This window comes from Cryobacterium sp. M96 (assembly GCF_002929845.1).
Classification (GTDB): Bacteria; Actinomycetota; Actinomycetes; order Actinomycetales; family Microbacteriaceae; genus Cryobacterium; species Cryobacterium sandaracinum.
On record NZ_PJJS01000037.1, the window covers coordinates 18,378 to 36,747 of the forward strand.

At 68.5% G+C, this 18,370-nt stretch carries 16 protein-coding genes; 7 read left to right on the forward strand and 9 right to left on the reverse strand.

The features are described from left to right. Nucleotides 1-120 precede the first annotated feature (120 nt). Nucleotides 121-453 carry a helix-turn-helix domain-containing protein gene (locus CXY79_RS03930; RefSeq protein ID WP_104099849.1) on the reverse strand — a complete coding sequence of 111 codons (333 nt, stop codon included), beginning with the start codon at nucleotides 451-453 and terminating at the stop codon, nucleotides 121-123. Between the two features lie 211 nt (nucleotides 454-664). Here CXY79_RS03930 and CXY79_RS03935 point away from each other — a divergent pair, with 211 nt between their 5' ends. Together CXY79_RS03935 and CXY79_RS03940 are read left to right on the forward strand one after the other, a co-directional pair. Further along, entirely contained in the window at nucleotides 665-1,297 is a 633-nt protein-coding gene (locus tag CXY79_RS03935; RefSeq protein WP_104099850.1) for a hypothetical protein, read from the forward strand. Between the two features lie 2 nt (nucleotides 1,298-1,299). Continuing rightward, a complete protein-coding gene (locus CXY79_RS03940; RefSeq protein ID WP_199186721.1) occupies nucleotides 1,300-2,556 on the forward strand; it encodes a regulator in 1,257 nt (418 codons plus the stop codon). Between the two features lie 93 nt (nucleotides 2,557-2,649). On the opposite strand, the gene CXY79_RS03945 is transcribed toward CXY79_RS03940, so the two are convergent. Then, nucleotides 2,650-4,383, reverse strand: a complete 1,734-nt coding sequence (locus CXY79_RS03945) for a DUF5671 domain-containing protein (RefSeq protein WP_233191222.1) — start codon at nucleotides 4,381-4,383, stop codon at nucleotides 2,650-2,652. Beyond that, the gene (locus CXY79_RS03950; protein ID WP_104099851.1) at nucleotides 4,356-4,820 is read right to left on the reverse strand and encodes a hypothetical protein; all 465 of its coding nucleotides are present in this window, start codon (nucleotides 4,818-4,820) and stop codon (nucleotides 4,356-4,358) included. The genes CXY79_RS03945 and CXY79_RS03950 overlap by 28 nt, the downstream gene beginning before the upstream one ends. Before the next feature lie 76 nt (nucleotides 4,821-4,896). Between CXY79_RS03950 and CXY79_RS03955 the strand changes: the two genes are divergently transcribed. Next, entirely contained in the window at nucleotides 4,897-6,390 is a 1,494-nt protein-coding gene (locus CXY79_RS03955; RefSeq protein WP_104099852.1) for a sensor histidine kinase, read from the forward strand. Between the two features lie 125 nt (nucleotides 6,391-6,515). Here the strand turns inward: CXY79_RS03955 and CXY79_RS03960 are convergent, their stop codons facing one another. Next, entirely contained in the window at nucleotides 6,516-6,764 is a 249-nt protein-coding gene (locus CXY79_RS03960; protein WP_035837005.1) for a WhiB family transcriptional regulator, read from the reverse strand. Between the two features lie 183 nt (nucleotides 6,765-6,947). Between CXY79_RS03960 and CXY79_RS03965 the strand changes: the two genes are divergently transcribed. Beyond that, a complete protein-coding gene (locus CXY79_RS03965) occupies nucleotides 6,948-7,403 on the forward strand; it encodes a hypothetical protein (protein WP_233191224.1) in 456 nt (151 codons plus the stop codon). A 176-nt stretch (nucleotides 7,404-7,579) separates the two neighbouring features. On the opposite strand, the gene bcp is transcribed toward CXY79_RS03965, so the two are convergent. The 3 genes from bcp to aroA form a co-directional block, all read right to left on the reverse strand. Then, a complete protein-coding gene (bcp, locus tag CXY79_RS03970; protein ID WP_104099853.1) occupies nucleotides 7,580-8,059 on the reverse strand; it encodes a thioredoxin-dependent thiol peroxidase in 480 nt (159 codons plus the stop codon). A 173-nt stretch (nucleotides 8,060-8,232) separates the two neighbouring features. Further along, the gene (gene rsgA / locus CXY79_RS03975; protein WP_104099854.1) at nucleotides 8,233-9,282 is read right to left on the reverse strand and encodes a ribosome small subunit-dependent GTPase A; all 1,050 of its coding nucleotides are present in this window, start codon (nucleotides 9,280-9,282) and stop codon (nucleotides 8,233-8,235) included. After that, nucleotides 9,279-10,637, reverse strand: coding sequence for a 3-phosphoshikimate 1-carboxyvinyltransferase (aroA, locus tag CXY79_RS03980; RefSeq protein ID WP_104099855.1), 1,359 nt, complete (start codon nucleotides 10,635-10,637; stop codon nucleotides 9,279-9,281). Before aroA ends, rsgA begins: the two co-directional genes overlap by 4 nt. 110 nt (nucleotides 10,638-10,747) lie before the next feature. On the opposite strand from aroA, the gene CXY79_RS03985 reads away from it, so the two are divergent. Both CXY79_RS03985 and CXY79_RS03990 read left to right on the forward strand, forming a co-directional pair. Further along, complete coding sequence (locus CXY79_RS03985) at nucleotides 10,748-11,353, forward strand: sigma-70 family RNA polymerase sigma factor (RefSeq protein WP_233191227.1); 606 nt, start codon at nucleotides 10,748-10,750, stop codon at nucleotides 11,351-11,353. Further along, nucleotides 11,350-11,592, forward strand: coding sequence for a zf-HC2 domain-containing protein (locus CXY79_RS03990; protein WP_104099857.1), 243 nt, complete (start codon nucleotides 11,350-11,352; stop codon nucleotides 11,590-11,592). The genes CXY79_RS03985 and CXY79_RS03990 overlap by 4 nt, the downstream gene beginning before the upstream one ends. Here the strand turns inward: CXY79_RS03990 and CXY79_RS03995 are convergent. Both CXY79_RS03995 and CXY79_RS04000 read right to left on the reverse strand, forming a co-directional pair. After that, nucleotides 11,589-12,425 carry a VOC family protein gene (locus tag CXY79_RS03995; protein ID WP_104099858.1) on the reverse strand — a complete coding sequence of 279 codons (837 nt, stop codon included), beginning with the start codon at nucleotides 12,423-12,425 and terminating at the stop codon, nucleotides 11,589-11,591. The genes CXY79_RS03990 and CXY79_RS03995 overlap by 4 nt on opposite strands. Nucleotides 12,426-12,869: 444 nt before the next feature. After that, nucleotides 12,870-16,682 carry a multifunctional oxoglutarate decarboxylase/oxoglutarate dehydrogenase thiamine pyrophosphate-binding subunit/dihydrolipoyllysine-residue succinyltransferase subunit gene (locus tag CXY79_RS04000; RefSeq protein ID WP_104099859.1) on the reverse strand — a complete coding sequence of 1,271 codons (3,813 nt, stop codon included), beginning with the start codon at nucleotides 16,680-16,682 and terminating at the stop codon, nucleotides 12,870-12,872. Nucleotides 16,683-16,814: 132 nt separating this feature from the next. Between CXY79_RS04000 and CXY79_RS04005 the strand changes: the two genes are divergently transcribed. After that, on the forward strand, nucleotides 16,815-18,254 hold the full coding sequence (locus tag CXY79_RS04005) for a GuaB1 family IMP dehydrogenase-related protein (RefSeq protein ID WP_104099860.1): 1,440 nt from the start codon (nucleotides 16,815-16,817) through the stop codon (nucleotides 18,252-18,254). The last annotated feature ends 116 nt before the right edge of the window (nucleotides 18,255-18,370 follow it).

Sequence of the window (18,370 nt, forward strand, 5' to 3'; positions counted from 1 at the left end):
GAATTGGTTCAACGCCGGGGACAGCGGTCCGCCTGGATGAGCAGCGTGCCCCCGTGTGGTCAGCCCTGACCCTCCGGGAGTGGCACAACCACACGACGAGGATGCATCAATCTAGCCGGGTCAGTCGTCGGGACGGATGATCGTGCCGCCGGACAGCTCGGGGATGTTCCCGAAGTCCGACTGCTGCCACAGCGACATGCGCCGGGCCTCTTCGTACTTGGCCTCGATGAAAGACTCGAGCACGATCCGTTCGACCCGCCACACGCCCGCGCTGCCGGCCCCGATCGTGCCTGCGCCGCCCGCCGGGGTGCTCTGGGTGCCGAGCCGGATGGCCGGCAGCTCACCGGTGCGCACCAGCTCCAGCACCTCGGCCACCGTCAACGAGAGGATCTCCGCGGTGTCGGCCAGGGTGAGGAACCGGCCCACACTGGAAGCAGCCCCGGAATCGTTCATGGATCGATTATCCGTCGGCGGGCGGGCCCTAATCGGGGCGGAGTGAGGCTGTGGATAACTTTCCCGCGTGGGGGCGAAGACGACCACGATGGACGTCGAGGCGGATTCCCGGGTCAAACGGAGTTTCGAGTCGAAACTATTGAGTCGGCACCATCGATCCGGCTCCATCGAGTCAGCACCAATTGAGTCAGTATTGGGGAGGCAGGCGCCCGTGAGCAAGACCGCCAGGAACGCACGACCGAAATTCTGGTTCGATCCGCGATTCGCGATCGGGCTGGCGCTCGTGGTCGCCGCCGTCGGAGGCGTCTATCTGATCGTCTCCGCCGCCGACCGGTCCACGGCGGTGTTCACCGCGCGCTCGGCGCTCGCCGTCGGGGACCGAGTGGAGGCATCCGACCTCGTGGCCACGCAGGTGCGGCTTGGTGTAACGGGAGACCTGTACGTGACCCCCGACGGGCTGCCGGATGACGGGCTGGTCGTCACCCGCACGATCGCCGCCGGGGAACTCGTGCCTGCGTCCGCGGTCGGGCGCACCGCCGGCACCGAGGTCACGAGCGTGGTCGTTGAGCTGACCAGCGCCCTGGCCTCGAACATCGGTCCCGGCTCCGTGGTCGACGTCTGGTCCGCCCGCAAAACGGACCCGAACACGTTCGGGCCGCCGACGGTGCTCGTCGACCAGGCCGCGGTCGTGCGTCTGGTCGAGCCCACGGGGCTCGTGGCGGGAGGCGGCATCCGAACACTTGAGATCCTGGTGCCGAAGGGAGCCGTCGCGGCGGTGCTGGAGTCCATCGCGAACCGCGACGCCATCGCGGTTGTGCCCGTCAACGCACCGCTGGAGAAGTAAACGTGGCCACCATCGCACTGGCACTCGACCGGAACACCGAAGACCGTCTGCTGATCGACATCATCGAGCAGGGCCATGTGATCGTGGCGCGTTCGACGACTGCGGGCGAAGTGATCCTCGCCCTGCGGCAGTGCGCGCCCGAGGTGGTGATCGTCGGAGCCGGCCGCAGCACGCTCACGGCCGAGCTGATCACCGCCTGCGACGCCCACGGCGCCCGGGTGATCGCGCTCGCCGCCAACGACCAGGACCGACGCAATGCGGCCGGGCTCGGCCTCTTCGACGTGGTCGACGCCGCCGCCGACTGGGCCGAGACTGAGGCGCTGATCGGCGCCGGGGTCGCCATTCCGCTGCGGGTCGGCGATCCGGCGGGCTTGCCCGGCACAAAACGGCAGGGCACGGTCATCGCCGTCTGGGGGCCGGCCGGCGCCCCGGGGCGCACCACTCTGGCGATCAACATCGCGGCGGAGATCGCCGCTGCCGGGCATACCGTCGCCCTGGCGGACATCGACACCTACAGCGGTTCGGTGGCGCCGAGCCTGGGGATGCTCGATGAGGCGCCGGGCTTCGCCGCTGCGTGCCGCCTGGGCGGCTCGGACAGCTTCACCCGGTCCGAATTTGAGCGCATCGCGCAGCGCTACAACTCACCGCAGGGAGCCTTCTGGGTGCTCACCGGCATCGGGCGGCCGTCGCGCTGGCCCGAGCTCTCCACCGAGCGGGTGACGCGCACCATCAACGCGCTCCGTATCTGGGTCGACTACGTCGTGCTCGACACCGGGTTCAGCCTTGAGAGCGACGAGGAGATCTCCAGTGACCTGTTCGCCCCGCGCCGCAACGCGGCCACCCTGACGGGCCTCGGACTGGCTGACCACGTCGTCGCCTGCGGCCTCGCCGACCCGGTCGGGATGGCCCGGTTCCTGCGCGCCTGGGTGGACCTGGCCGAGGTGGTCACGACCGATCAGGTCAGCGTGGTCATGAACCGGGTGCGCCGGGGCGCGGTCGGGCTGGATGCGAACGGGCAGGTCGTATCGGCGCTCCGCCGGTTCGGCGGCATCGAGTCGCCGATCCTGGTGCCGCAGGACCAGGTGTCCACGGATGCGGCCATCGTCGCCGGGCGCACGCTGCGGGATGCCGCGCCGAAGTCCCCGGCGCGCACCAGCATCCGTCGCTTCGTGCGCACGGAGCTGCTGCCGGTGCCCGCGCCCGCCACGGGGCGACGGCGCCGGGAATCGAGATGGCGACGGCCAGCGGTGGCCACCTGAGCCCACCGTCGGCGTCGAATCCCGCGTCGAACCCCGCGTCGACTTGCGCGTCGACCCTTGTGCCGACCCCGATGCGGAAGGCCGCACCGGCGCTCATTCCTGAAGCGGGATCACCTCAACCCGGTCGCCGGGGCCCGTGACGACCAGCACCCGCTTTCCGGTTACGCCGGTGAGGGCCTGGGCGAGATGCTCCACCGTTGCCGAGCTACCGGCGCCGTCGGCGCGCTTCAGCACGAAGACGGCCGCGCCTCCGGTCGCTGCGCCGATTGCGAGGCTGAGGGGTTCCGGGTCGGCGTCCGTTACCAGGAGCACGCGGCCGATGGTGCGCGCCGGCTGCGGGGCCTCTGCACTCACGGAGCGGTCTCGTCGCCAGACAGCGAAATGATACCCAGCGGCGAGGCCGGTGGCTACCAGCAGCCCCAGCGAGGCCCGCACCCGGTCGATCACGCTGTCCCCGGTGAAGTCGCCGAGGGCGAACTCGAAGAGCCGGTAGCCGATCACCAGAAGCGTCACGATGGCAACGACCGCGCTCACGCCGAACACCAGGATCAGGTACACCCTTCGTCCCGTGGAGCGGACCTCCGCGGGGGAGAGCGGCGTCGTAGGCTGCCAGGCCAGCCACCAGACCGGGCCGCCGACGACGAGGGCGCTGATGCCGCCCAGCAGGAGGGTTCGGGTTCCTGAACCGGCGAGCGGGGTGGTCGTGGCGGCGAGGATCGCGTTCACGACCACGCCCAGCCCGGAGGCCGCGGCCACGAGACCCACGCCGGAGGTCACAAGCTTCGTCGCCACCCTCGTCGTGTCCGACCGGGCCAGGGTCAGGCCCCGGTGGTAGCTCCAGACGAGTGCGCCGATGAAGGCGACCGAGACGCCGAAACCCAGTAGGTCGAGGATGTCGGTGACCGGGTCGGTGCGGTCGAAGGCCAGTCTGAGCAGCAGGAACACCACGGTTCCGATCCCGCTCAGCGTCAGGATGGCCGCCCCGGCCACGCCGACGGCCACGACCATTAGATCGGCGAGGCCGCCGCGCAGGTCGCAGGCCTGGCTGCGGATCCAGTGCCACCACCAGATGACCAGCCCGCCGGCGAACCAGATGAGCGCCTGGAGGGTCAACTCCCACCAGGGTTCGCCCGGGGTGAGGCTCGGTGCGGCGTCGACGGCGGCGTCGACGGCGGCGTCAAGAAGAGAGCTGAGGGCCGTGACGGCGCCGCCCACCGCGATCACGAGACCGAAGACGGAACCGAGGATCGGGGCCACGGTGACCAGCTGGGTGGGGCTCTTCTCCTCGTGCCGGGACATCCACAGGTGCCAGACCCACACGCCGGCCCAGACCACTCCGGTGGCGAAGAGACGCGGTTGCCAGTCCCCGCGCACGAGCACGGCCGCCGTGGTCAGCAGGGCGGTGCTGAACGTGACAAGGGAGACCGTATACAGGCCGGCCAGGTAGAGCCCCCAGGCGACGGATGAGCGTTCCGCGCCGTCCATTCGGCGCCACAGCACCCACCAGAGTACGGCCGCGAACGGGCCGGCGATAAGGGTGAACGCGAGCGAGCGGGCGAGCCCGGTGATGTCGCTGGAGGCAAGTGCGTTGCCGGTGTCGAGGAGGCGCCCGAGCAGTCCGCTCACTCCGATGGCGGCAATCACGACCAGGGCGAAGAGCAGAATGTATACGATCACCCGGCGTACCGTGGGCTGTGCCGCGCTCTCCCCGGATGGCGTCGATTTGCGCACCGCGATCACGATGCCGGCGATACCGCCGCCGATCACCAGGACGGCAACCAGCAGCACCACGCTGACCATCAGGAACCGGCCTTCGGATTCGGGCAAATGTTGAGTTCGTAGGGGGCGTCATCGATCAACCACGTGCCCTCGACGGCCACCAGGTCGAAGACACCCTGGGTCTCGTACTCGTCGGCTCCGAAGGGGCCGCTGCCGTAGGAGGTGACGATGGACACCTTCACGTCGGCCGACTCGGCCCGCTCGGTGGTCGACACGAGAGTGACCCGCATGTTGTCGGTGGGGCCCCGGTCGAAGTCCTCGCAGCCATTGAAAGCGTCCTCGGTGAGGTACGCGCCAGCGGCCTGCTCGTCGCCGTCGATGACGGCCGCGGAATAGTCCTGGACGAGGCCTTCCGGGGTGTCGGCGTCAAGCTGTTCGGGTTCGCCGCCGGTGAAGACGACGACGAGGGCGATGACCACCAGCGCTCCGATCACGGACAGTAGGACAACCAGGGTCCGATCGGGCTTTCCATTTGCTGTGCTCATCTGTTCAGCATGGCCCAAACTACGAGACGGCACCACGACGGCGGTGGCACGTGTCCGGGGGACCTAGGCTATTGCTGTGTCGACGCTCAGTAATCTCGTACTTGCCCAGGGCCGCAGCAGTGCGGAGGATGTGGACTGGCTCCATATGCTTGTCGCGGATGGCCAGCTCCTGGCCGATCTCGCCTTCGCGGACATCGTCGTGTGGGTGCCCAGCAGCACCGGGAGCTTCGTGGCCGTCGCCCACGCCAGGCCGTCGAGCGCCGCCACCCTCTTCTATCGTGACTTCGTCGGGCAGAGCATCAAGGTCGAGTGGCGACAGCAGGTCACCGAGGCTTTCGAAACGGCGAAGATCGTCGACACCACGGCCCCCGACTGGTACGAGGAGACCCCTACCCGGGTGCGCGCGATCCCGGTGCGGCGGCGGCTCAGTTCCACGGGTTCCCAGATCTCGGACACGCCGGTGGCGGTGCTCACCCGGCACACCAACCTGAGTGAGGCGCGCACGCCGAGCCGGCAGGAGCTGACCTTCAACGACTGCGCCAATGACCTCTTCGCCATGATCGCGTCCGGCGATTTTCCCGATCTGGGCGCCCCCACCGGCCCGAGGCGCGGCGCCCCGCGCGCCTCGGACGGACTCATCCGTCTCGACGTCGACGGCGTGACCACGTTCGCGAGCCCGAATGCCCTCTCCGCCTTCAACCGAATGGGGTTCGCCGACGAGCTGGAGGGCGAGTCCCTCGCCGAGGTGACCACGAGCCTGCTCACTGGAACGGCGGTTGTCGACGAGACCCTGCCGCTCGTGGTCACCGGCCGGGCGCCATGGCGCACCGACGTGGAGGCCCGCGGCGTGACGGTCTCGCTGCGTGCCATCCCGATCCGCAACCGGGGCGAACGGATCGGAGCCATCGTGCTCTGCCGGGACGTCACCGAGCTGCGGCACCAGGAACGTGAGCTGATCACGAAGGATGCCACCATCCGGGAGATTCACCACCGGGTCAAGAACAACCTGCAGACGGTGGCCTCGCTCCTGCGGATCCAGGCGCGCCGCACGCATTCCGACACGGCCAGGGAAGCGCTCAACCAGGCGATGCGCCGCGTGGCCGCCATCGCCGTCGTGCACGACACACTGTCCGAGGGCCTCAGCCAGAAGGTCGACTTCGACGTGGTGTTCGACCGGGTGTTGCTGCTGATCATGGAGGTGGCGTCCGCGCACAACACGACGGCGCATCCGAAGTCGTCCGGCAGTTTCGGCATTCTTCCCAGCGCCTACGCGACGCCGCTCGCCCTCGCGCTGACAGAGCTCGTGACGAACGCCGTCGAGCATGGGCTGGCCGGACGCGAGGGGGAGGTGTCGATCGAGGCCGAGCGTAACGAGGAGACCCTCACCGTGCGGGTGCGGGACAACGGCACGGGCCTGCCGGAGGGCAAGGTCGGGTCGGGACTCGGAACCCAGATCGTGCGCACCCTGATCCAGGGAGAGCTTAGCGGCAGTATCGACTGGCACACCATGATGGGCAGCGGCACCGAAGTGACCATCGAGATCCCGCTGCGGTACATGCGCGAAGCGTAGGGCCGGGCGCGGGGTGACGCCGTGGGGTGTCGCCTCGGGTTCCGAGCGCGTCGCGCGCAACGAAGAAAGGCCCGGCCGTTCAGCTAGGCCTTTCTCTGTGATCCCGTGGTGCGGGGGGGGGCGTGCTAGGACGCGCGCCGGGCCCGGGCCGCGCGTCGCTTGAGCGCGCGACGCTCGTCTTCGCTCAGTCCACCCCAGACGCCGGAGTCTTGTCCGGTTTCGAGGGCGTACTGCAGACACACCTCGGTGACGTTGCAACGGGCGCAGACCGACTTGGCCTTCTCGATCTGGTCCACAGCGGGGCCAGTATTACCGACCGGAAAGAAGAGTTCCGGGTCGGCGGTGAGGCAGGCAGCTTTGTCGCGCCAGTCCATAGGGGTGCTCCTTTATTGCAGGGATGCCTGGCCGATTGGCCGAAGATGAAAGGCTGCCGATTGCAGGAAGGGTAGTAGATCTACTCGTTCAGATCGACTCACGTCCCTGTGAGCGTCAACCGGGCCTCAAAAATGATCGCATAATGGTGGAGTCAAATCAATAGTTTTGAATGGGATATCTCTGTGAATGCACGGTCAGACCACAGCGGCGACGACGAGAACCAGGCCGGCCGGGTGCGTCGGCCGGGGGCCGTGCTGCTCCTCGCCGCGATCCTCTGCGCGGAGGCGGCCCTCCTCTGGGTCGCGGTCGCGTGGCTCATTCTCGAGTTGCTGATCGCGACGCCGACCTCCCTGGCCACGGCCCTCGCCATCCTGGTGCTGGTGCTGATCGCCGCGTCCTGGGTAACCGCCATCGCGGTCAACTCCCTGCGGCGCCGGTCCTGGATCCGGGGCGCTGCCGTCACCTGGCAGATGGTGCAGATCGCCGTCGCCATCGGCTCCTTCCAGGGGTTCTACGCCCGGCCCGACCTCGGCTGGGCGCTTCTTCTGCCGTCGGTCGTGGTCCTCGTGCTGCTGTTCCAGCGGCGCGTAATCGCAGAAACGACGTCAGCGCGCTCCGAGGACGGCTTGCCGCAGTAGCGGCGCAGTAGCGGCGCAGCAGGGCCGCAGCTGGGCCGCTCCGGCTTCGGCAGCGGCGGGGTGGGTAAGACGTTTGTTCGAGCGCTCCGGGGGCCGGTAGGGGCCACCTGCGGCCGGTGGGGGCAGCGCAGGGACCGTGCCGGGACTGTGCCGGCCGCGTGGCGGCATCCGTTTGGTCAGGCCGGCAGGCCGAGCTTCTTGCGCAGGCTCGCGACATGGCCGGTGGCCTTCACGTTGTAGAGGGCTAGCTCGACCATGCCGGTCTCGTCGATCACGACGGTGGAACGCAGCACGCCCGTGACGGTCTTGCCGTAGAGGTTCTTCTCGCCCCAGGCGCCGTAGCCCGTGTGCACCGCGAGGTCGGTGTCGCTGAGGAGCGCGAACGTGAGCTGCTCGGTCTCCTGGAACTTCTTCAGCTTGACCGGGGCATCCTTCGACACGCCGAGCACCTGGTAGCCGGCCGATGCCAGTGAGCTGAGGTTGTCGCGGAAGTCGCAGGCCTGCTTCGTGCAGCCGGGCGTCATCGCCGCCGGGTAGAAGTACACGACGACCTTCGAGCCGGCGAAATCGGCCAGCGACACGGCGTTCCCGTCCTGGTCGGACAGGGTGAACGGAGGGGCTTGGTCGCCGGTCGCGAGCCGCGTGGAATCGGTCATCCCCCCACGCTACTGGTCCCGCCTGTACCCATTTTCCGCCCATCCCTGACGAATTCGACGGTGATTTGGGGTCAGGCACCCGTTTTTTGGCCCTGCACGGCTTTCTAGAGCAAAATCTCCGTCGAATTCGTTCAATGCAGGGGCTGCTGGCTCGGGGTGGTGGGTGACAGGGGCTAGTGGGTGGGGGCGGCGGCGAAGGTGGCGAGCAAACGCTGCAGCGAGTCCAGGCGCACCTTGCCGGTCTCGCCGAGCTTGCCGGCGCTAACGGCCTCATTGATCGCGCAGTCGGGCGAGTTCGGCAGGTGGGTGCAGCCGCGCGGACACTTTTGGGAGATCAGGGCCAGGTCGGTGAAGGCCTTGAGGATGTTGTCGGTGTTGATGTGGCCGAGACCGAAGGAGCGCACGCCGGGGGTGTCGATGACCCAGCCCCGGCCGGCATCCGTTTGCAGTCGCAACGAGATGGTCGACGAAGACGTGTGCCGGCCGCGGCCGGTCACCGTGTTGACGACTCCGACGGCGCGGTGGGCGCCCGGCACCAGGGCGTTGACGAGAGTGGACTTGCCGACGCCGGAGTGACCGACGAAGACCGTGTCGTGGCCGACCAGGGCCGCGGAGATCTCCGCCAGCGGCATGGCGTCGTCGCGGCTCTCGAAGACGGGCAGGTCGAGGCCGGCGAAGTTGCGGAGGAAGGCGGTGGGGTCGGCCAGGTCGGTCTTGGTAATGCAGAGAATGGGATTCACGCCCGCGTCGTAGGCGGCGACGAGGTAGCGATCGACGAGACGGATGCGCGGCTCCGGGTTGGCGGCGGCCACCACGATCAGCATCTGGTCGGCGTTGGCGACGATCACTCGCTCCACGGCGTCGGTGTCGTCTGCGCTGCGGCGCAGCAGCGTCGTGCGCGGCACGATCCGCACGATCCGGGACAGGCTGCCCGGTGCTCCGGTCGTGTCGCCGACGATGTCGACGCGGTCGCCGGTGACGACGGCCTGCTTGCGCAGTTCGCTCGCCCGGGCGGCGGTCACTCGGCGCTCGGCAGGCAAGTTCTCGTCGAGCATGACGGTGTACCGGCCCCGGTCGACCGAGAGGATGCGCCCGGTCAGCGCGTTCTCGTGGTCGGGGCGGGTCTTGGTGCGCGGTTTGCTGCCCTTGCGGTTGGGGCGCACACGCACGCTCGACTCGTCGAACTCGGGCTCATCGTCGTCGGCACTCGCCCACCACGTCACGACGGGGCTCCGGAAACGAGCGTCGACCAGAGGTCGGTGAACTGGGGAAGGGTCTTGGCGGTCGTGTCGATGTTCTCGATCAGCACGCCGGGAACGAGGAGACCGATCAGCGCGCCTGCGGTCGCCATCCGGTGGTCGTCGTAGGTGTTCCACGGCCCACCGTGCAGCGGGCGCGGGTCGATCCGCAACCCGTCGGGCAGCTCGGTGACGGAACCGCCGAGCCCGTTGATCTCCGCGGCGAGGGCCGCCAACCGGTCGGTTTCGTGGTGCCGGATGTGCCCGATCCCGGTGATCGTGCTCGGGGACTCGGCCAGGGCGGCCAGGGCCACGAGCGTGGGCGCGAGCTCTCCGCCGGTCGACAGGTCGAGCTCCACGCCCCGGATGCGGCCGGTCCCGGAGACCGTGAGCCGTTCGCCCTCCCGAGACACCTCGGCGCCGAAGCGCGGCAGCAGGTCGGCCAGGTCGGCGCCGACCTGGGTGGTGGTCTCGGGCCAGCCGGAGATGGTGACGCTGCCCCCGGCCACGAGGGCCGCGGCGAGGAACGGCGCCGCGTTCGAGAGATCGGGTTCGATGTCGACCTCGGCGCCCTGGATCGGGCCGGGAGCCACGATCCACTCGCCGACGGCCGGGCTGTGCACCGTGACGCCGCGCCGGGCCAGCGTGGCGATGGTCATCTCGATGTGCGGCAGGCTGGGCAGGCGCTCGCCGGAATGGCGCAGGTGCAGGCCCTGCCCGAAGCGCGGCGCGGCGAGCAGCAGGCCGGAGACGAACTGGCTCGACGTGGACGCGTCGATGGTGATCTCCCCGCCGACTAGCGTGCCGGTGCCGTGCACGGTGAAGGGCAGGGCGCCGCGACCGTCGTCGTTGATGTCGGCGCCGAGGGCCCGCAGGGACGAGATGGTGGTGCCCATCGGGCGGCGGCGTGCGCCGGCGTCCCCGTCGAAGGTGGTCGGCCCGAGGCCGAGCGTCGCGACCGGCGGCAGGAAACGCATCACGGTGCCGGCGAGACCGCAGTCGACGGTCGTCGACCCGAGCAGCTCCCCGGGGGTGATCCTCAGGTCGGAACCGAACTCCCCGGCGCCGGGGACCTCCTCGATGACGGTGCCCAGTTGACGCAGCGCCGCGACCATCAAGTCGCTGTCCCGCGAGTGCAGCGGGGCACGCAACAGCGACGGATGCGCGGCGAGGGCGCTGAGCACCAGCTCCCGGTTGGTCAGCGACTTCGACCCCGGCAGGGATACGGACGCTGAAAGCGGGCCGGCGGCCGTCGGAGCGGGCCAGCGGGCATCCGTCACCTCGGGCGACGTGTCGCCGTAGGGATCGAACTCAGGCTTGGAATATCTCGAGATCAACATCGGTTATCAGAATAGTCGGTGATGAAAAAAAGAGGGAGGCCAGGGTGACGCTGTCCATGGTGCTGGAGCGACCTGCGGTCGTTTCACGCGACGGCTTAGGATTGTCCGTGATGACAACCGATGCGATCGAAATGCGAGACCTGTTCGAAGAGCAGGCGCTGCCCTTTATCGACCAGCTGTACGCCGCGGCCATGCGCATGACGCGCAACCCCTCCGACGCCCAGGATCTGGTTCAGGAAACGTTCGTGAAAGCGTTCGCTGCGTTCAAACAGTTCGAGCAGGGCACGAATCTCAAGGCCTGGCTGTACCGCATCCTGACCAACACCTTCATCAACACGTACCGCAAGAAGCAGCGTGAGCCGTTCCAGGGCACCATCGACGATCTCGCGGACTGGCAGCTCGGCGGCGCGGAGTCCCGCACGGCGATGGCGAATCGTTCGGCGGAGGCCGAGGCCATCGACCACCTGCCGGACAGCGCCGTCAAGGACGCTTTGCAGTCCATCCCGGAGGACTTCCGGCTGGCTGTCTACTTCGCCGACGTGGAGGGGTTCTCTTACCAGGAGATCGCCGAAATCATGAAAACACCCATTGGCACCGTGATGAGTCGCCTGCATCGTGGCCGGCGCCTCCTGCGCGACCTGTTGGCCGGTTACGCCCTTGAGCGCGGCCTGGGAACAGCGGCGGGCCAGACTCGAACCGGGAGCACACCAGCATGACCGATTATGGCTGCGAGAAGGCCAAGGCCGAACTCGAGGAATACCTGCACAACGAACTGTGCGGCGAAGACGCGTCTGACATTCAGGAGCACCTCGCCCACTGCAGCGACTGCAGCGACGAGCACCTGGTCGGGCGCACACTGACCGAGGCTGTGCAGCGCGCATGCCGTGAAATGGCCCCCGAAGACCTGCGCGACCAGGTGTTGCTGAAGCTGCGCACCATCCAGTCCGCCCACTAGCCGATCGGCAGGTCGGCGTCCTCCTCACCGGCGTCGTCGATGTTCTTCTCCTCGGGGAGCGGCTCGTCGACCGAGCCGAGCACGAACAGGGCCCCGGTCGGGTCGGTGACCAGCGCGAAGGTGCCGAACTCCGCCGTCCACGGCTCACGGACGACCGTGCCGCCGAGCTCTGTCACGGTCGTGACGGCCGCGTGCACGTCAGGCACCCCGAGATAGAGCTGCCAGTGCGAGGGCACGCTGTCGGGCAGGTGTTCCGCGGCGTCGAAGACGCCCGTCACCATCTCACCCTCCGCCCCGATCGTGCTGTAGCGGAAGTCCTCCGTGTCGCTCAGGACGACCGGTTTCCAGCCGAACACCTCGGTGTAGAAATCGAGAGCGGCGGAATAGGAGCGGGTGTTCAGCTCGTGCCAGACCGGTGAGCCCGCCTCGCCGAAGACGTCGAAGCCGGTGAACTCGTCGGCCTGCCACACCCCGAAGGGCGCACCCGTCGGGTCCATCAGGATGGCCATGCGGCCCATGGTTCCCACCGTCATCGGCTCGGCCAGCACGTCTGCGCCGGCCGCGCGGGCGGCGGCGACGGCGGCGTCGGCATCCGTCACCGACAGGTAGGTGGTCCACGCGTCGGGCAGTCGGGAACCCGGCTCCTGTGAGCTCATGCCGGCGACGTCCGCGTCGCCCTTCCGGAAGGTGACGTAGTTGCCGTACTCCGAACCGGAATCGCTGGCCGTCCAGCCGAACAGCCGTGTGTAGAACTCCCGGGCGCGCGGCAGGTCGGAGGTCATCAGGTCGGCCCAGCAGGGCTGACCGGTTCGGTTCGCGTGCGGTGCGGGCATGGCGGAGCTCCTTGTCGGTGGCCGATGCGTCGGCGGGCGGTGCGGCCAGCCTAGATGAGTGAGTCCTGATAGCCGAGGGGCGATAGGGGTTCGCGGTTCCGAAACGGTTGTTCCCGGTGCTGACGCCGGGCGATCAGGGGACCGTGACGCTGGATGAAGTGTGGCCCGCCGTGTCTTTCGAGTCCGAAGCCGTGCAGTAGCGCTGTCCCGAACGAATTCGACGGAGATTCCGCCCCAATCAACCCAAAACGTCCGGAAATGCTGTTTTGGAAGAAAATCTCCGTCGAATTGGTTCGACGCCGGGTCATGACCAGCGCTACGCGGTCGTCGCCTCTGATCTTGCGGGGGTGACACAGCCCGTCGATCAGGCCTCACCCGTCGAGGACTGGGCCGTAGCGTCCGGTGCGGCCCATTCTGTCGAACGGTTCTGCCGGTCGGCGCAGGTCACAGGGTAAGCGCCTGGCGTAGTAGTTCGGCCTGCTCGACCGCGTGACGCTTCGCCGAGCCCGCCGCCGGCGACGCCGACGCCGCCCGGGAGAACAGGGTCACCGGGCGCGGGCCCAGCTTGTTCGTCTCGAGGTAGAAGAACGGCCAGGCACCCTGGTTCTCCGGCTCGTCCTGCACCCAGGCGAGTTCAGCGTCGGGGTACTGGTCTGCGACCTGCTTGAGTTCGACGGCGGGCAGCGGGTAGAACTGCTCCAGGCGAACCAGCGCGATCTCCGGGTTCGGGTTCTTGTCGAGTTCGGCGAGCAGGTCGTAGTAGAGCTTGCCGGCCAGGAACAGCACCCGCTTGACGCGCGGCTTGTCGGTGATCCGGGCGTCGTCGATGACCGGTTCGAACCGGCCGGTGGTGAAGTCGGCCACCTCGCTGGTCGCGCCGCGCAGGCGCAGCATCGACTTCGGAGTGAAGACGATCAGCGGGCGCCGCGGGCGCATGTAGGCCTGACGGCGCAGCAGGTGGAAGTACGACGCGGGCGTCGACGGGCGAGCGACGGTCATGTTGTCTTCCGCGCACAGCTGCAGGTAGCGCTCGATCCGGGCGGACGAGTGGTCCGGCCCCTGGCCCTCGTAGCCGTGCGGCAGCAGCAGCACAACGGATGACCGCTGGCCCCACTTCTGCTCGGCGGAGGAGACGAACTCGTCGATGACCGTCTGGGCACCGTTGGCGAAGTCGCCGAACTGCGCCTCCCAGAGCACCAGGGCGTCGGCGCGTTCCACCGAGTAGCCGTACTCGAAGCCCATGGCCGCGTATTCGCTGAGCAGCGAGTCGTAGATCCAGAACCGGGCCTGGTCTTCGCTGAGGTTCGCCAAGGGCAGCCATTCCTGGCCGTTGATGCGGTCGTGCAGCACCGCGTGACGCTGCACGAACGTGCCGCGGCGGGCATCCTGGCCGGCGAAGCGCACCGGTGTGCGCTCGAGCAGCAGGGAGCCGAGGGCGAGGAGTTCGCCGAAGCTCCAGTCGATTTTGCCGTTGCGACTCATGTCGTTGCGCTTCTGCATCAGCTGCTGCAGCTTATTGTGCACGGTGAAGCCGGCGGGCTTGTTCAGGAAGGCATCGCCGATCAGGTGCACGACCGCTTCGGGCACCCCGGTCGTGGCCGGTTCCCCGACCGCGTCGTCGTGCTTGTCGGTACCGTGCTTCTCGGCACCGATGCCCTGCGGCGCGGCACCGGCCGCGCTGACGATCGGGATCGACGAGGACTGCGCCGCGTGCGTCTCCATGAACGCGCGCTCGAGGCGGTCCTGGAAATCCGCGTGCGAGGCCTCGTATTCCTCCTGCGTGATGTCGCCGCGACCGACGAGAGCCTCGGTGAAAAGCTTCCGGACGGAGCGCTTGGCCTCGATCAGGTTGTACATCAACGGCTGGGTCATCGAGGGGTCGTCGCCCTCGTTGTGCCCGCGGCGGCGGTAGCAGACGAGGTCGATGACGACGTCCCGCTTGAATTCCTGACGGTAGGCGAAGGCGAGCTCCGCGACCCGCACCACGGCCTCGGGGTCGTCCCCGTTGACGTGGAAGATGGGCGCCTGGATGGTCTTGGCGACATCCGTCGAGTACACCGAGGTGCGTCCGTCACCGGGCAGTGTGGTGAAGCCGACCTGGTTGTTGACGACCAGATGGATGGTGCCGCCGGTGCGGAACCCGCGCAGTTGGGACATCTGGAGCGTCTCCAGGACGATGCCCTGGCCGGCCATGGCCGCGTCGCCGTGCACGAGGACGGGGAGGGTGGAGAAGGTGCCGATCGGCTTGCGGTCCTGCTTGGCGCGCACGATGCCCTCGAGGACGCCGTCGACGGCCTCGAGGTGGGACGGGTTCGCGGCCAGGTAGACCGGCATCTCCGTGCCGTTGGTGGCACGGAAGGTGCCCTCGGTGCCCAGGTGGTACTTGACGTCGCCGGAGCCCTGCACGGTGCGGGGATCCTGCGTGCCCTCGAACTCGCGGAAGATCTGACCGTAGGTCTTGCCTGCGATGTTGGTGAGCACGTTCAGGCGCCCGCGGTGGGCCATGCCGATGCAGACCTCGTCGAGGCCGGCATCCGCGGCACCCTGCAGGATCGAGTCGAGCAGCGCGATGGTGGACTCGCCGCCCTCGAGGCTGAACCGCTTCTGGCCGACGTACTTGGTCTGTAGGAAGGTCTCGAAGGCCTCCGCCTCGTTGAGCTTGCCGAGGATGCGCATCTGCTCGTCATGCGTGGGCTTGACGTAGCTCTTCTCCATCTTTTCCTGCATCCACTTGCGCTGGGCAGGGTCCTGGATGTGCATGTACTCGATGCCGGTCGTGCGGCAGTAGGAGTCGCGCAGCACGCCGAGGATGTCGCGCAGGAGCATCAGGCGTTTGCTGCCGAACCCGCCGGTGACGAACTCGCGGTCCAGGTCCCAGAAGGTCAGCCCGTGGTTCGAGATTTCCAGGTCGGGGTGGGAGCGCTGCGTGTATTCAAGCGGGTCGATGTCGGCCATCAGGTGGCCGCGCACGCGGAACGCGTTGATGAGCTCCTGCACGCGGGCGGTCTTGTCGACGGCGCTGGCCAGGTCGACGCTGATGTCGGGCGCCCAGTGGATCGGGTCGTACGGGATGCGCAGGGCCGAGAAGATGTCCTCGTAGAAGTTGTGCTGCCCGATCAGGAGCTCGTGCACGATCTTGAGGAATTCGCCCGAGCCGGCACCCTGGATGACCCGGTGGTCGTAGGTGCTGGTCAGCGTGATGGTCTTGGAGATGGCGAGGCCGGTCAGGGTCTTGCCGCTGGAACCCTGGAACTCGGCCGGGTAGTCGAGGGCGCCGGCGCCGATGATGCAGCCCTGGCCCTTCATCAGGCGCGGCACGGAGTGCACCGTGCCGATGCCACCGGGGTTGGTGAGGGAGACCGTGGCGCCGGAGAAGTCATCCGCCGTCAGCTTGCCTTTGCGGGCCCGGGTGACGAGGTCTTCGTAGGAGGAGAGGTACTCGCCGAAGGTCATCGTGTCCGCGCGCTTGATGGCCGGGACCATCAGGGAGCGGGTGCCGTCGGGCTTGGGCAGGTCGATCGCGATGCCGAGGCCGACGTGCGCGGGAGCGATGACCGAGGGCTTGCCCTCGATCTCGTTGTAGTAGACGTTCTGGCTGGGGAACATCTTCAGCGCCTGGATCAGCGCCCAACCGATCAGGTGCGTGAACGACACCTTGCCGCCGCGCGAGCGCTTCATGTGGTTGTTCATCACGATGCGGTTGTCGATGAGGAGCTTCGCCGGGATGGTGCGCACGCTGGTGGCCGTGGGCACGGTCAGGCTGGCCGCCATGTTCGCCGCGAGGCTCTTGGACATGCCGCGGAGCGGGGTGACGACGTCGACCTCGGTGGCCTCGGTGGCGGTCGGCTGCGAGTTCGTGATCGGGATGTCGGCCGGCACGGGGACCCGCTTGGGCGCGCTGGACGTCGTGCGCGCGGTGCGCTGCCCGCCGACGACGGGGATGGGCGCCGTGATCGGGGCCGGCTCCGCCGCTGAGGCGGCCGGGGTTGCGGGGGTGCGTGCCGCGGGCGTGGTCACGTCGGGAGCGATCACGGCGGGCGCGTCGCCTGCGGGTGCGCTGCTCGCGGGAGCCTCTGAACCGTCGCTGCGGCCGTTCGCGGTCCGGTGGTAGCTCTCGAGGACGGGCCACCAGGACTCGTCCACCAGCTTCTTGTCGACGAGGTACCGTTCGTACAGTTCGTCGACGAGCCACTCGTTCGCTCCGAATTCACCCGACGTCGTCTCGTCGGATCCACTACCGGTCAACTGGCTTGACACAGCCGGTTCCCACTCTCTACGTTGATTTTGAATGTCCCGAGCGGTCGTGCACGCCCGGTGCGGTCTGCCCGTCCAGCCTAATCCCCTCGGGCCTGGCTGCGGGCATCCCCGCGGGGCGCTAGCGTTATTTCCATGCAGTTCTATGGAGCGGTACCCAGCCACGACCTCACGTATTCCGACGTCTTCCTTGTGCCGAGTCAATCGGATGTGAGCAGCCGCCTCGATGTCTCCCTCGCCCCGGGCGACGGCAGCGGCGCCACCATCCCCATCGTCTCGGCGAACATGAACTCGGTCACCGGGCCGCGCCTGGCGGCCGCGCTCGCTCGCCGCGGCGGGCTCGGCGTGCTGCCGCAGGACATGCACCTGCAGGAACTCGACGCCGCGATCCGCTGGGTCAAGGCCCAATCCACCCGCTTCGACACCCCCTTCAACTTCGCCCCGGGGGACACCGTGGCGCTCGCCCTGCGGCAGGTGCCGGCTGTGGCCGGCCAGGGATTGGTCATCAACGACCAGAACGGCGACTACCTGGGTGCCATCGACGCGTCCCGGCTGGCGACGGCGCTGCCCGACGCGCTCCTCGGAGACCTCCTGCACGGAACGATGACCTCCCTCGACGCCGACGATATCGAAGGCCCGCGCCGCGCTTTCGACGTGATGACCGCGGCCGAGCTCGACTTCGCCACCGTGCAGCACCACGGCCGGGTGATCGGCACCCTCAGCCGCAAGAGCGCGCTTCGCTCCACCCTGTATCAGCCCGCGCTGGACGCGCAGGGCCGACTGCGCGTGGCCGCGGCGGTCGGCATCAACGGCGACATCGCGGCCAAGGCCCGGGCGCTCGTCGCCGCGGGGGTCGACGTTCTCGTGATCGACACCGCGCACGGCCACCAGGGCGGCATGACGCGGGCGATCGAGATCGTCGCCGACCTGGGCCTCGGCATCCCCATCGTGGCCGGCAACGTCGTGACCGCGGATGCCGTGGGTGACCTCGTCGGCGCCGGCGCCACCATCGTAAAGGTCGGCGTCGGCCCCGGCGCCATGTGCACCACGCGCATGATGACGGCGGTCGGCCGCCCCCAGTTCTCGGCCGTGCTCGAGACCGCGGCCGCCGCCCGGGAACTCGGAGCGCACGTATGGGCCGACGGCGGGGTGCGCTACCCGCGCGACGTGGCGCTCGCGCTCGCCGCCGGCGCGGCATCCGTCATGATCGGATCCTGGTTCGCCGGCACGATCGAGGCACCCGGCCTGCTCGACCGGGACGCCGCCGGCGGCATTTACAAGGAGAGCTGGGGGATGGCCTCCACCAGGGCTGTGCGCCAGCGGTTCGACCGCCTCGACGCCTACGGGCTGGCCCGCAAGACGCTCTTTGCCGAGGGGATCTCCAGCTCGAAGATCTACCTGGACCCGCTGCGGCCGTCCGTCGAGGACCTGCTCGACATGATCACCTCCGGCGTGCGCAGCTCGTTCACTTATGCGGGCGCGACCTCGGTCGCGGAGTTCCACACCCGTTCGCTGGTCGGGATCCAGTCGGCGGCCGGCTACGAGGAGGGCAAGGCCCTGCCCGTCTCCTGGTAGAGGTGGGGGGCCTGACACCCGGGAACGACTCGTGGCCTCGGTGCCGGGCGGTAGACTGAGCGGAATAATGGACGACCCCCCTCCTGCGCATGCGCCCGGTTTCTCGCCCGGAAATT

Bases quoted from the DNA above. Each gene is read 5' to 3' on its own strand.
- CXY79_RS03930 (WP_104099849.1), bottom strand. From the start codon at position 453: ATGAACGATTCCGGGGCTGCTTCCAGTGTGGGCCGGTTCCTCACCCTG.
- CXY79_RS03950 (WP_104099851.1), bottom strand. From the start codon at position 4,820: ATGAGCACAGCAAATGGAAAGCCCGATCGGACCCTGGTTGTCCTACTG.
- CXY79_RS03960 (WP_035837005.1), bottom strand. From the start codon at position 6,764: ATGGACTGGCGCGACAAAGCTGCCTGCCTCACCGCCGACCCGGAACTC.
- bcp (WP_104099853.1), bottom strand. From the start codon at position 8,059: ATGACCGATTCCACGCGGCTCGCGACCGGCGACCAAGCCCCTCCGTTC.
- aroA (WP_104099855.1), bottom strand. From the start codon at position 10,637: ATGTTGATCTCGAGATATTCCAAGCCTGAGTTCGATCCCTACGGCGAC.
- CXY79_RS03985 (WP_233191227.1), top strand. From the start codon at position 10,748: ATGACAACCGATGCGATCGAAATGCGAGACCTGTTCGAAGAGCAGGCG.
- CXY79_RS03990 (WP_104099857.1), top strand. From the start codon at position 11,350: ATGACCGATTATGGCTGCGAGAAGGCCAAGGCCGAACTCGAGGAATAC.
- CXY79_RS03995 (WP_104099858.1), bottom strand. From the start codon at position 12,425: ATGCCCGCACCGCACGCGAACCGAACCGGTCAGCCCTGCTGGGCCGAC.
- CXY79_RS04005 (WP_104099860.1), top strand. From the start codon at position 16,815: ATGCAGTTCTATGGAGCGGTACCCAGCCACGACCTCACGTATTCCGAC.